The following is a 13,078-nucleotide window of genomic DNA, read 5'->3' on the forward strand; positions in this document are numbered from 1 at the left end:
ACTAAGGAGTCTGTCTTCAAACCCCGCATCGGCAACCGCACCGAAGAGGAGATCGGGTTCAAAGGATGCGACAAATTGTCCATGACATTGGAAAGTTACCAGGAATTTCCTGACGGAAAGCGGATATTACTTGCTTCGCGACTCTCATTTAATATAACGTAAGCGACTAGGGGTGAAACAGACTTTTCCGCTTGTTTGCTTTGCAATCCCAGCCCTAGCAAAGGACATTTCGGTTCCGGACGAAACTGATGGCCCCTACGCGCAAAGTTTCGCCATAACTCTCGTCGAGGAGTACACTCTCATGTTGACCAGACTTTTACCAAAGCTTGGGTTGATATCTTCGTCGGAGGATTGCAGTTCAGGGAGTACGAACAAGCGACTACTTTCTTTAGGATTTTGCATTGCGCTTGCAATAGCTTACGAAAGCGCCGTTCAGGCGGAGACCAGTCGTTCGGACCTGCCTTTACCTTTGTCCAAGTTCGAAGGCAAAATCGGCAAGACCTACAAAGAATCCGAGCCCGATTGGCAGGAACCGGTTGAGGCGCCTGAAGGCGCGCCCAACATTGTGGTCATCCTGCTCGATGATGTCGGCTTCGGCCAGACTTCGACTTTTGGCGGCCTGATTCCCACCCCCCATCTCGACAAGCTCGCTTCCGAAGGCCTCCGCTATAACCGCTTTCATACCACGGCCATCTGCGGTCCCTCGCGCGCAGCGCTCCTCACCGGCCGCAACCATCACGACACCGGCAACGGCTTCCTCATGGAATGGGCCACCGGCTTCCCGAACTATTCAACCATGATCCAGCGCGACACCGCGACCATTGGCGAGATCCTTAAGGACAACGGCTACGCAACATGGTGGTACGGCAAGAACCACAATACCCCGGACTGGGAGACGACTGTTGCCGGTCCCTTCGACCGCTGGCCCACCGGTATGGGCTTCGACTATTTTTACGGTTTCAACGCCGGAGAAACTCACCAGTTCTATCCGGTTCTCTTCGAGAACACGGTACCGGTCGAGCCGGAGACTTCCCCCGCTGAAGGGTATCACTTCATGACCGATATGACGGATCGCGCCATCGCCCGGATGAAGTTCTCGAAATCGGTTGCGCCGAACAAACCGTTCTTCATGTATTTCGCCCCCGGTGCCATGCACGCTCCGCACCACGTCACCGCCGAGTGGCGTGACAAGTTCAAAGGCAAGTTTGATATGGGTTGGGAAAAATACCGCGAGATTGTTTTCAAGCAGCAGCAAGAGATGGGCATCATACCTCCCGGCACGAAACTCACTCCCCGGCCTGAATGGGTTCCTGCCTGGGACACCCTCAACGAGGACCAAAAGACTGTCTACACCGCTCTGTTCGAAAACTTTGCCGGCTACTTCGCTTTCACCGATCACGAAGTCGGACGCCTGCTCGACGCCGTGAAGGAATTGCCTGACGCCGACAACACGCTCGTGATCTACATCGTCGGCGACAATGGAGCCTCCTCCGAAGGGGGCCCCGATGGCACTCTCAACGAGATCAAAGGTCTCAACGGCATTAATACCTCCATCGAAGAAATCATTGAAAACCTCGACAAACTCGGCGGACCGGAATCCGAACCGCACTACCCAGTCGGTTGGGCCTGGGCTGGCAACACCCCATTCCAATGGGTCAAGCAGGTCGCTTCTCACTTGGGAGGCAGCCGCAACCCGATGGTCGTCAGTTGGCCCGCCAAGATCAAACACGACGACAACCCCCGCGATGCCTTCCTGCACCTGGTCGATGTCGTCCCCACGATCCTTGAAGCCGCCCACATCCCGATGCCTCAAACCGTCAACGGCATCGAGCAGAAGCCGCTGGCAGGGAAGTCCTTCTTAGCCAGTTTCACCGATCCAGGGTTCAAAGGCCGCAACGAGCAATACTTCGAGATTTTGAGCAACCGCTCGATTTATCAAGACGGCTGGAAAGCCAATGCCCAGCACACTCTGCCGTGGCGTCAGGATCTTGCTCCAGGAAATTGGGACCAAGACAACTGGGAACTCTATCGCCTGGAGGAAGACTTCTCCGAAGCCAATGATCTCGCCGACTCCATGCCCGATAAGCTCGCCGCCATGAAGGCCCGCTTCGACGAGGTAGCTGAGCAATACCATGTCTATCCGTTGGACGATCGCGGCTCAGCACGCCTTGCCGTGGCGAAACCTCCTGTACCTGGTGCTGACCCCGATTCCAGCACCTACACTTACAGCGACGGCGCGGTCCGTATTGCTGAGCCGGCCGCCCCACCTATGAAGAATCGTTCCTGGACCCTCACCGCCGATCTCGATACCCAGGGTGAGAAAACCAACGGCGTCATCATGGGCTTCGGTGGCGTCGCCGCCGGCATCGTGCTCTACGTTGAAGATGGCATCCCGGTCTTTGACTACAACTACTTCGAACATCACACCGTGCTGAAGGGCAACAAACCACTCCCGGCTGGAAAGGCCACAGTGGAGGTTGATTTCGACTTCCAAGGCGACAAGCCCGGCGGCCCCGCCGACCTCACGCTCAAGGTTGACGGCGAGCAGATCGCCGAGGGCAAGATGGAAGCAACCGTCGGTGGCCGCTTCGGCATCGACACCTTCGGCATCGGCGAAGACACCGGCCAACCGGTGACCACCGGCTACAAGCCCCCCTTCAAGTTCACCGGGGAGATCGAAAAAGTCTCCGTTGATATTAAGTAATTGAATTCCATCAGACTTTAATCTAGTGATGAGGTTATCATGAAAACTTCAAAAACGATTTTGATAGGTTTGGTTATGTACCTGACAATCTTGCCATGTGCATGGACTCACGAGTCCTCGACGGAGTCTTCCGTCGTGCTGCCTCGGCCGGAAGCGCCCTTCGCCGGAAAGATTGGCCTGACCTACAAGGATTCGGAAGCCGTCAAGCCGAAACTAAAGATTCCGCAAAATTTCGGAATTGAAGACGCCCCGAATATCTTGATCGTGTTGATTGACGATTGCGGCTTTGGACAAATGGGAACCTTCGGCGGAGCCATTCATACGCCTACGCTCGATCGTGTGGCGGACAATGGCCTTCGCTATACTCGTTTTCATACCACAGCGCTCTGTTCGCCGACGCGGGCAGCTTTGTTATGCGGTCGAAATCACCATTCCGTGGCGAGCGGCGTCATCGGCGAGGCCGGTACGGGCTTTCCAGGTTACTCTGGCATTATTCCTGCCTCAGCCGCCACGTTTGCTGAGGTATTGCGCGAATATGGTTATATGAATGCCTGGTTCGGCAAGAATCACAACGTCCCCGACTGGGAAACAAGTATTGTCGGTCCCTTTGATCGCTGGTCGAGTGGCCTCGGGTTCGACTACTTCTACGGCTTCGTCGGCGGCGACACCGACCAATTCCACCCAGCATTGGTTGAGAACAAGAAACGGATCGAACCACCCGAGACAAACGAGGATGGATCGCCGTATCACTTCACGACCGACATTGCCGATCACGCTATCCGCATGATGCGCTCCAGCAAGGCGGTTGCTCCGCAGCGGCCCTTCTTTGTCTATTTTGCGACCGGGGCGACGCATGCACCGCACCAAGTCCCCGAATCTTGGATTGACAAATTCAAAGGGCAATTCGATGACGGCTGGGACAAGTATCGTGAAAAAACGTTTGCTCGGCAGAAGAAACTAGGCGTTGTGCCAGAAGATGCAAAGCTGACACCGCGGCCTGAGTCACTTCCTGCTTGGGATTCGCTCCCCGAAGAAGAACGAAAAGTGTACGCCCGAATGATGGAAGTCTTTGCTGCGTTCACGGCGCACACCGACCATGAGGCGGGCCGCATCATCGATGCAATCGAGGAGATGGGGGAACTGGATAACACTCTGATCTTTTATATTGCCGGCGACAACGGTTCTAGCGCTGAAGGGGGCCTCAATGGCCTCTTGAATGAAATGACCTTCTTCAACGCGATTCCCGAGCCGCTTGAAATGAAACTTGCTTCGCTAAAGACGTTGGGTAGCGACAAACACTACAATCACTTTCCAGCCGCCTGGGCATGGGCCATGGACACGCCATTCCAGTGGACCAAACAGATTGCTAGCCACTTCGGTGGGACCCGCAATGGCATGGCCATCTCCTGGCCAAAGCGCATCAAGGCCCACGGCGAGATCCGTGACCAGTTTCATCACGTGATCGACATCGCGCCGACGATTCTCGAGGCAGTGGGTGTCGAAATGCCTGCACAGTTCAATGGCGTTGCCCAGAAACCAATCGAGGGTGTCAGTATGATGTACACCTTCGACGATGCCGACGCGAAGGACCGCCGCACTTTGCAATACTTTGAGATGCTAGGCAACCAGGGGATCTACCACGATGGCTGGATGGCCAGCGCGATTCGGGGAATCCCGTGGTACAGCGAACCTGAGCCCGGCGATCTCTTGAACATGCCCTGGGAACTCTACCACATCGACGAGGACTTTACCCAGGCTAACGACCTCGCGAAGGAAAATCCTGAGAAACTCGCTGAGTTGGTCAAGTTCTTCTTTGCCGAGGCGGCCAGGTACAACGTGTTGCCGCTCGATGATCGCAAAACCGAGAGACTCAACGTCGCCAATCGGCCAAGCCTGACTGCAGGACGCAAGACGTTTACTTATCCCAACCTTCTCCGTCTACCAGAAGGCGCCGCGCCGGATCTCAAGCACCGCAGTCACACTATCACTGCCAAAGTGATCGTCCCAGAGGGAGGAGCAAACGGAATGCTTATTACTCAGGGAGGCCGGTTTGCCGGTTACGGTCTTTATGTTCTCAATGGAAAACTGGTCTACGACTACAACCTTGTCGGCGTGGATCAGTACACCGTCAAGTCGACTGAAACAATTCCCACCGGAGAGGTAACACTTAAGGCGGTCTACAAAACAGACGCCGACAAACCGTTCGCTGGTGCAGATGTGTCGCTGTTCATCGACGACAAGCAGGTTGGCAGGGGCCGTGTCGAAAAGAGTATTCCCAACCGCGTTACACTCGACGAGACTCTCGACATCGGTTTCGACACGGGCACCCCCGTGGCCGAAGGCTACAAAATGCCATTCCGCTTCGCCGGCAAGCTAAGCGGGGTCACGATCGAACTCGACTAGAGCCCCCTGGTCCGTGACGTCGGCCAACACTTGTCGGTCTGAGGCCTTTGTTACGGTTCTGGGATAGGACCGGAATCATGATGACACTTTCGCAAGGCGTAAATTGCCATTGCCGTTCCATACTGTTGGTGATAATTGTAGAACGGATAGTCCCACCAAGTGCCATCTTTTTCTTGGAGAGGCAGCAGAATGCTTGCCAGATGGTTGTGGTAATAGGCTTGCTCCTCAGCGGGCAACAGGTCGATGCACATCGCCGCGTAATAGTGCCCGTAGTAATAGAAATAACCTGCCACCATGAAGTAGCTCTCGTGGGGGACTGGCTTTTTGCGCCCGAAGCCGAGCCAGTCATTGCGTGCATAGAGCCGATTGAGCCAAGTGCTGATTACCTCGTCTGTGACCCGTTCATCCCCGTACAACCTTAATGCCAGGTTACACGACTGACTTCTGCCGAGACTCCCTGCGGGACGGTTGATTTCCATCCGTGGCATCATCCTCAGATATTCGCCGTAGGCGTAACTGAAGTCGGGATTCCGCTGGCGTTGGATCGATTTGACGGCCTTCTCTACCAGCTTCTCCGGAAAAGTGACGCCAATCTCCGCCGCATCGTGAAGCGCTACCAAACCGGTCGCCGTGGTAAAACTAGTAGGACTGCTGGCCGGGACTTTTGTGCCTTGATCAAAGTCGTAGTATCCCCACCCTCCATTGAGATACGCATAGCGTTCAAGCATGCCTGCCTGAAACTGAGCAGCGGCGAGCAATTGTGCCGCTAACTTGTTTTCGCCTCTCGTCTTGGCTCGGCGATAGAGAGTCACGAGCCCTTGGAGTCCGTAGGCGTGGCCCCAATTATTGTAGAGGGACATCGGTTCTGCCCGGCGGACTTGCTCGTGATTCGCCAATACCCACTCGGTCCCTCGGTCGATCGCCTCATTCACTTTTTCCGCTCGGTCGGAATCAAGCGTCGGTTCGCATTCCACCAGCGAAGAAAGTACCAACCCCGCTACCGCCAATTTGAATCCTTGGTGCGCACCTGGCACGGGGGCATAGATATTCAGTCCCTTGGTTTGCTCCGCGCTTCCCCACCCCCCATCGGGTCGTTGATCCTGCAAGAGAAAATCCACGCCACGATCGATAGCCAATTGCAGAGCAGCCGCCGAGGGTGGCTCAACTTCACTTGGCAGGGGGCCCGTTGTGGCCAAGGGAGAATTCTCGACTTCAGCAGGGGGTTTTGCTGTCTCTACTTCCGCGCGGGCAACTTCAACCGAGCCGACACAAGCGATAGTCATCACCATCAAAATACAACGAAGAGGAATTGGCATCGGTTTGAAACTTTGTCTTGAGAAAAAGGCGTTGGAACATGCAAAGTAACGCCGTCCGGTTGTACAGTTAGTCCTCTTCATCTTCGAGGGAGACCACATCTCCCGCCGCGAGGCCAGAAGTGATTTCGATGTTTTTCCCCTTGGAGCGGCCAGTTTCAACCCAAGTTTTCTTCACCTTTTCATCTTGGACGACCCGCACGTACTCTCTATCCGTGGCGTCATCCTCGTGAACTGCTTCCTTCGGCACCAGCAAGGCATCCTGTTTTTCATAGGTGACGACTTCCACTTTGCATGACATTCCCGGAACGAGCCATTCGGGAGAATCACCGGTGAGATCGACTTTGAGTTCAAACTTGCCATCGGTGACCGGTGTCGATGAGATCGATGCCACCTTAGCTTCCAAAGGATCGGAGCCCTCGGCTACAGGTTGCACTTTGACGCTCTGTCCCGACTTGATCCCGATTCGCAGCTTTTCATCCAAGAGGGCCAACACTTCCAATTCAGAAACATCAAGCACAGTGAGAAGTACCGACTGCTTGTCCGCCGCCTTGCCCGGAATGAGTTTCTGTCGCAAGTCAGCTATTTTACTCCACTTGCCGTCAGTAGATTGCCCGTAATAAACAACCCCAGCGATGGGCGACTTGATGGCCATCAGGCCACGATCGGAGAGCAGTTTGATATGTTTGTCCAAAGCTTCCTTGCGCTGTGAACGTTGCTTTTCGAGTTCGTATCGGGCAACATTAGTATCAATTTGGCTGGCAATTTGAGCGTCTTCCACTAATTCCTCAACCTTCTCGAGCGACTTTTCCATGTCGTGGTCGCGGCGGGGAATGTTCACATTGAGCATCTGATCGTGATAATATTTGGACATCTCATAGTTGAACGTTCCATACTCAACCATGAACTTTTGCCGGCGCAGAACAATCTCTTCGGTTTCTTCGGTAAGATCATCAGCCTCATACATTTTTTGCAATTGTTCTAGTTCATCCTTGTAATAATCCAGGTTAAATTTTGCCATCTTCAGGCTCATGTTTGCAGAATCGATAGACTGTTCACGCTCGGTCTCCCGGTAGCGCTCGTAGTCCTCCTTGATGCGTTTCAAAGCTTCCTCTGCGTTGGCCAACTGGCGTTCCAGAGATCGCTCTTTTCGCGGGATTTCCTGCTCCGCTCGATTGATTCTCAGTTCGCCTAGGTTCAGATCCAGTTCTAAGTCGGCGATGGCTTTGTTGAGGTGTTTGTCGTCAAACTGCAGGAGCGTTTCCCCTTTTTGGACGTGGGCGCCGTGGGGTACTACTTCCTTAATCTTGAAGTCGGACCAAGACTCAGGCCACACAGAAATCTCAGCCATTTCGGTTGCGACCAAATGCCCTTCCACGGACTCCTCGATTCTCAAAGGCCGAGGACTGACCGTGTAGGTCTTACGACTCACGTCTTTCTGCTTCGACCCTGGTAGCGTACTTGCCGACTTAGTTCCCTTTTGAGAGTCGGCCGAGTCGCCTTCCACGGCTTGGAGATTCTGTATCGCGCCGAGACTGACAATTCCAAAAGCGAGGAGGAAAAGGAACAGAGAGCGAGTCATAGGGAGCCTCAGTCAATCGATGGTTAATTTTTAGTTAGATTATTGCGAGTGGTTGATGCAAGGACGAAAAAAAGGGATGCCGAAGCACCCCCTCGAAAGTTCGCGCACGGATCGAAAGCCTTTTAGGCGACCCCTCGGCGTCGGCTCGCGGTCATTGCCAAAATGCCTGCGATGCCCAATAGCAAGGTGTGTGGTTCAGGGATGTCCGTATTCACATCGATTTCAAAGGACTTCTTGTCGATGAAAGCCCGAGTCGCTTGTGCATTTGTCGTGGCCAAAAGGTTGTTATCGATAGTTAGATTGACCTTGGTAGTGTTTAGAGGCAAACCAACCAGTGCAGAGGACTGCCACGCCGAGGCATAGGAGCTACCACCAATCGTGGAGAGCTGATACTGGCCATTGAGGGGAGAAGAATTCAGAAAAATGTTGAAGGCAGGAATATTGACAGGGACGCCCGCTATTTCAGCCACCTTGACCACCCCAAATGCATTCACCGAAGCGAATGCGTCGCCTCCGAAGGGAGCATCGAGGAGCACCAAGCCGCTCTCGTTAATTGAAAAACTATTGATCGTCGAGCCAGGCTTCGCAACGATCATCAGGCTCAACTTACCATCGGTCTGGTCGGAAGGACCTCCGTCGAGCGAGGAGGCCGAGAAATTCCCAGTCGTGGGAAAGATGAGTTCATTGCCATTCGCGGCCGGTTGGCCATAGAGAGGTGTGGGATCACCTGAAGGGGAGCTTTCATCAATGTTGCGAAACCAAACGTTCGCTCCCATCACATCTGGATGCATGAGGCCGGCCTGAGCCAGCGGAGCCAGGCAGATTGCAATTGCGACAACCAGTAGGATTCTTTGTGTGCGTACCATTAGTTCTTCTCCAAGAAAATTCCATCAAAGTTGAAATTGAAAGTGTTAGGTTTGGCCGTTTGTAGTTCTGCTTTGGTGGTGCAAAACGTGGGTTCATAAAAAAACGATCCACAAAAACTTCCCAAGCGGACCACCCGGAGTTGCCGAGTGAGCGAAGGGGAGATTTTGTGAATCGTTTAAGGAATTAGCGTTATCCGGTGGTTCTGATTACTGGTTGTCGGCCACAAGTCGCTGGCAGTGGCCAATGCCATCTATCAACGAAAAAAGCGACACCCGAATGCCTCTAGCTCACCATCCAAACGGTTTGGCTGATGAAAGAAGTATTGGGGAGTCGCTCGTAGAATTAGCGGTATCCTGGGGAAAATCTAGGTGATTAAACTGTCTGCAGAATTAGGTCGAACTCAAATTCTCGGTGTAAAATGCCGGGGGATTTCCCCTCGCTCAGCCTCCAGATTACCCCCACTTTCCCAGCTTGTCAATAAATTACCAGGAATTTTTCTGATATTAGCAGGCCAAGGCCGCTCGGCAGCAAGGCACCATTGTTTTGCCTCATTGCAGCTGGTTAGGTAGAAAGACTTATGTTTATCCGTTGGTCCCAGCGAGAAACCCCATCAATAGAGGGGTCTCCGGGGAACTGCGGCCATTTCGAAGTCGCTAGTCTTGCGAGTAAATATGTCGCCAGGAACCTCCGAAAATGCTTCGGCCGCCGACCAGCAGCGACGCCTTCAACTCGTCCGGCAGTTTGGCACCTTTACTCAGGCCTATTCCACGGCCGTGCAGCCAGAGCTTGAGTACTTCTGGCATGGCGAAGCCTATCTAGCTTTCCGTCGGAAATGGGGCATTACCTGTGTGCTGGCCGACCCAGTGGGTAAGGCCGAGCTTCATGGCCCCTTGCTTGCAGCATTCACAAAGAAATTTCCGAAGAACTGCTTCTGGCAGATCTCTCGTGAGACGGCCACTCTGCTTCAAGAGCAAGGTTTCTGGATCAATGAGATGGGATGCGACACGCGGTTGGAACTGGCCAACTATGACTTTGCGGGTAAGCAAAAGGAACGGCTTCGTCACGCCACCAATTGGCTCGCTAAACACAACTATAAAGTTCGTGAGGGGGCCTTTGCCCAGGACGTTTCGCAGAGCGAGATTCGACGGCTTTCAGAACAATGGCAAGCCGAGAGACGCACGACTCGCGATGTCTATTTTTTCAATCGTCCCATAGTGTATGCCGACGAAGTCGATGTGCGGAAGTTTTTTCTGTTTTCGCCCTCTGGCCAACCCGTGGCTTTTATTTTCTTTGATCCGATCTATCGAGATGGCAATGTGGTGGGCTACTCACCTGCAATTAAAAGACGACTTTCCGACGCGCCATTACGAGCCGAAGAGGGAATCATGAAAGTCGCCATCGAGCAGTTTCAACGCGAGGAAATTGAGCGCGTCATGCTCGGTCTCTCACCCATGGCGGGGATCACCGACCGCGAGTTTCGGGCCAACCCGTTGATCCACTTCAGTTGGAGTCGCGCACTCAATGCTTGGTGGATCAACCGCTACTTCTACAACCTCGCCGGACACGCCGACTTCAAACGCCGCTTTGATGGGCTCGAAGAGCAAACCTACTACGCGTCGAAATGTCTCTTCAATGATGTGCGCGTGGTTGCCTCATTGAAGTTGGCCGGGGCGCTGTGAACCATGCCTCGGATCATTTGGGCAGCAGTCCACCAATGAGATCCCCAGCCAAATAAGCGAGTGCCGCGGCAGTTCCACCCACGGCCAAGGTGATGAGTCCTTCGCGGTACCAGGGTCGCTCAATGAACCATGATTTGCCGGCACCTACGCCGAAGAAGGCAGCGCTCGTGAGCAGCGTACTCCACAGATAGGGATTCTCCAGCGTATCCGGCAATAACCACTGCCAGACAAAAGCCATGAGCGGAATAAATCCGACGATGATAAAAGCCACAAAGGTCATCGCCGCAGCCAGTCGCGGGTCCGGACCATCGAGTGCCAGGCCATGCTCGTCCGTAACCATCGTGTCGATCCATTGATTTACGTCGGAGGTGATAATCTCGACGGCACGATCCAAGTCGTCGCCAGCGAATCCCTTTTGACGAAAAATCTCTCGAATCTCGGCCCGCTCCCCTTCGGGGTGCCACTCGATGTGCTGCCGCTCGCTACGGCGAATTCGTAATTGCAACTCGCGCTCGGCACGAATGCCCAAATAATTGCTGGCAGCCATGCTGAATCCGTCGCCGATCAGATTTGCAATTCCCAGGATGATAACAACGCTGGAGCTAAGCCCCGCCCCCGCCACACCGGAGACCACGGCAAAGGTCGTCACTGCCCCGTCGATCGCCCCATAGATAAAATCACGGAGGTAGCTGGGTCGCGCGCGCTCGTTAAGCCGCCGACGAATTGCTGCCGGAAGATGGGCCTCGACATGTTGCTGCGAGGGAGAATGCCTAAGATTTGTCATTCTGAAGGAGCCTCGGCGACCGAGGGATCTGGTTTCAAGCCGAGGCCCAACTTTCCGGCTCCTGGATCTTGTCTTTCAGCTTTCTATTATCTGCGACGAAATCCCGACCGGCCCGAGCGATACTGGTAATTCGACCGACCGCGGTGTGAGCTTTCCCATTGCATCGACCCGTAGTTGATCCCGCTGATGTTATAGCTGCGAAACGGATTGCGCGAACTAATGACACGTGCCGAAGCAGGACTCGCGGTCATACAATGCAGGACCACCAACACTGCTGCCATAACGATCAATTTGCGAATCATGAGATACCACCTTTCTCTCAAAGCAACATGCAGGCAACTAGACTAAGCATACCATGCGGATCGCTCCGGCGATAGAACTTGGTTTTTTCTGCTTCCTAAACTCTCCCCCGACTGCCCTCGATTGATTCCCCCCCCGCCACTAGAATTCCTCAAGTAGCCAACCTTCCGGCTTCGTAATTCATTGGTCCTTGGACATTGGTCATTCTATCCCCTCATGTGCTCCGAACTCTTTCGCATTCCGATTGAAATCTCCGGCGTGCCGCTCTTAGGCATCGGCGTGTTATTAGCGCTGTGGCTCATCGGCGGCATCATCGCCATGTTTGTCTATGCTAGCAAATCGGGCCAACACAACTGGAAAGAATTCCTCCCCGGGTGGTTGATCGGCGCGCTGGCGATCGCGCTCCTGCCACGCTTCTTCCCCGAGGGCTTGCCTCTTCGCGGCTACGGACTGATGGTCCTCTGCGGTTCAATCTCGGGCATCTTGATGGCCATTCATCGTGGCAAGCAGATGGGGATTTCTGCTGACACATTGCTCTCGCTGGCGTTTGGCATGTTCATCTGTGGCATCCTGGGTGCTCGATTGTTCTATGTGATCGAGTATTGGGATACGCGTTTTCAATTCGGCGACTGGCCGACCAGACTGCTGGCAATCGTGAAATTCACCGAAGGGGGGCTCGTAGTCTACGGTGCACTGATTGGTGCCACGCTGGCATTCTTGGTATTCACCTACCGACACAAGTTGCCGACGCTCGCGCTGGCCGACTTGATCGCACCGAGCTTGTTGATCGGACTGGCCTTCGGGCGGATCGGCTGCCTGCTGAATGGCTGTTGCTACGGTGGTGAGACAGACTTGCCCTGGGGGGTGACATTCCCCCGCGACAGTTTACCGTACATGGAACAGTTCGAGAGTGGCAAGCTCGTGGGTGAAAATCCGCCGCTTGATGCCTCGACGGGGCTACCAGCAAATCTGCCGCCGCGGAGTCTGCCGGTCCATCCCACTCAGATCTACAGCTCGATCGACGCGGCCCTCTTGTGCTGGTTTCTCTGGAGCTACTATCCTTTCCGCCGTCGTGATGGCGAGGTGACGGCCCTGATGCTCACGATCCATCCGATCTCGCGGTTTCTGCTGGAGGTGATCCGCATCGACGAATCGGCTGTTTTCGGCACCGGGCTGAGTATTTCGCAAAATATCAGCATCATTCTGCTCGCGGCCACGGCTATCGGCTGGGTTTTTCTCCTGCGACAGACCCCTCGTCGAGCTTCTTTCGTATAAAGAAATGGGCCGCGGAAAACCGCGGATTGGGCGGATCTGCGCGGATCATTTTGAGGACGATCGAAGTTTGTCCGCGTAAATCTGCTAAATCAGCGTTCGTCCGCGTTCTATTTTTCTGCCTGCCAAATAATCCTTCAATTTTTTCCGCAAGATAATCCCGCCAGCGGTAAC

9 protein-coding genes are annotated in these 13,078 nt (G+C 54.2%); 4 read left to right on the forward strand and 5 right to left on the reverse strand.

Annotation, left to right across the window (positions count from 1 at the left end; translation table 11 throughout):
* The first annotated feature begins 469 nt into the window (after positions 1–469).
* Together Pla144_RS05020 and Pla144_RS05025 are read left to right on the forward strand one after the other, a co-directional pair.
* A complete protein-coding gene (locus Pla144_RS05020; protein WP_231936167.1) occupies positions 470–2,704 on the forward strand; it encodes an arylsulfatase in 2,235 nt (744 codons plus the stop codon).
* A gap of 39 nt (positions 2,705–2,743) precedes the next feature.
* Positions 2,744–5,107 carry an arylsulfatase gene (locus Pla144_RS05025; protein ID WP_146448381.1) on the forward strand — a complete coding sequence of 788 codons (2,364 nt, stop codon included), beginning with the start codon at positions 2,744–2,746 and terminating at the stop codon, positions 5,105–5,107.
* Between the two features lie 50 nt (positions 5,108–5,157).
* Here the strand turns inward: Pla144_RS05025 and Pla144_RS05030 are convergent, their stop codons facing one another.
* The 3 genes from Pla144_RS05030 to Pla144_RS05040 form a co-directional block, all read right to left on the reverse strand.
* Complete coding sequence (locus tag Pla144_RS05030; RefSeq protein WP_146448383.1) at positions 5,158–6,423, reverse strand: hypothetical protein; 1,266 nt, start codon at positions 6,421–6,423, stop codon at positions 5,158–5,160.
* Positions 6,424–6,490: 67 nt separating this feature from the next.
* Positions 6,491–8,002, reverse strand: a complete 1,512-nt coding sequence (locus Pla144_RS05035; protein ID WP_146448385.1) for an efflux RND transporter periplasmic adaptor subunit — start codon at positions 8,000–8,002, stop codon at positions 6,491–6,493.
* Between the two features lie 122 nt (positions 8,003–8,124).
* Positions 8,125–8,868 carry a hypothetical protein gene (locus Pla144_RS05040; protein ID WP_146448387.1) on the reverse strand — a complete coding sequence of 248 codons (744 nt, stop codon included), beginning with the start codon at positions 8,866–8,868 and terminating at the stop codon, positions 8,125–8,127.
* A gap of 672 nt (positions 8,869–9,540) precedes the next feature.
* Here Pla144_RS05040 and Pla144_RS05045 point away from each other — a divergent pair.
* The gene (locus Pla144_RS05045) at positions 9,541–10,548 is read left to right on the forward strand and encodes a phosphatidylglycerol lysyltransferase domain-containing protein (protein ID WP_146448389.1); all 1,008 of its coding nucleotides are present in this window, start codon (positions 9,541–9,543) and stop codon (positions 10,546–10,548) included.
* A gap of 13 nt (positions 10,549–10,561) precedes the next feature.
* On the opposite strand, the gene Pla144_RS05050 is transcribed toward Pla144_RS05045, so the two are convergent.
* Together Pla144_RS05050 and Pla144_RS05055 are read right to left on the reverse strand one after the other, a co-directional pair.
* The gene (locus Pla144_RS05050; RefSeq protein ID WP_146448391.1) at positions 10,562–11,332 is read right to left on the reverse strand and encodes a VIT1/CCC1 transporter family protein; all 771 of its coding nucleotides are present in this window, start codon (positions 11,330–11,332) and stop codon (positions 10,562–10,564) included.
* Between the two features lie 86 nt (positions 11,333–11,418).
* Positions 11,419–11,634: a hypothetical protein gene (locus Pla144_RS05055; RefSeq protein WP_146448393.1), complete on the reverse strand. Its 216-nt coding sequence runs from the start codon at positions 11,632–11,634 to the stop codon at positions 11,419–11,421.
* A 214-nt stretch (positions 11,635–11,848) separates the two neighbouring features.
* Between Pla144_RS05055 and lgt the strand changes: the two genes are divergently transcribed.
* A complete protein-coding gene (lgt, locus tag Pla144_RS05060) occupies positions 11,849–12,907 on the forward strand; it encodes a prolipoprotein diacylglyceryl transferase (RefSeq protein WP_146448395.1) in 1,059 nt (352 codons plus the stop codon).
* Positions 12,908–13,078 lie beyond the last annotated feature (171 nt).

This window comes from Bythopirellula polymerisocia, assembly GCF_007860015.1.
GTDB lineage: Bacteria > Planctomycetota > Planctomycetia > Pirellulales > Lacipirellulaceae > Bythopirellula > Bythopirellula polymerisocia.

What these genes read in the sequence shown, in the direction of transcription:
- Pla144_RS05025 (WP_146448381.1), top strand. Translation starts at nt 2,744, where the DNA reads ATGAAAACTTCAAAAACGATTTTGATAGGTTTGGTTATGTACCTGACA.
- Pla144_RS05030 (WP_146448383.1), bottom strand. Translation starts at nt 6,423, where the DNA reads ATGCCAATTCCTCTTCGTTGTATTTTGATGGTGATGACTATCGCTTGT.
- Pla144_RS05035 (WP_146448385.1), bottom strand. Translation starts at nt 8,002, where the DNA reads ATGACTCGCTCTCTGTTCCTTTTCCTCCTCGCTTTTGGAATTGTCAGT.
- Pla144_RS05040 (WP_146448387.1), bottom strand. Translation starts at nt 8,868, where the DNA reads ATGGTACGCACACAAAGAATCCTACTGGTTGTCGCAATTGCAATCTGC.
- Pla144_RS05045 (WP_146448389.1), top strand. Translation starts at nt 9,541, where the DNA reads ATGTCGCCAGGAACCTCCGAAAATGCTTCGGCCGCCGACCAGCAGCGA.
- Pla144_RS05050 (WP_146448391.1), bottom strand. Translation starts at nt 11,332, where the DNA reads ATGACAAATCTTAGGCATTCTCCCTCGCAGCAACATGTCGAGGCCCAT.
- Pla144_RS05055 (WP_146448393.1), bottom strand. Translation starts at nt 11,634, where the DNA reads ATGATTCGCAAATTGATCGTTATGGCAGCAGTGTTGGTGGTCCTGCAT.
- lgt (WP_146448395.1), top strand. Translation starts at nt 11,849, where the DNA reads ATGTGCTCCGAACTCTTTCGCATTCCGATTGAAATCTCCGGCGTGCCG.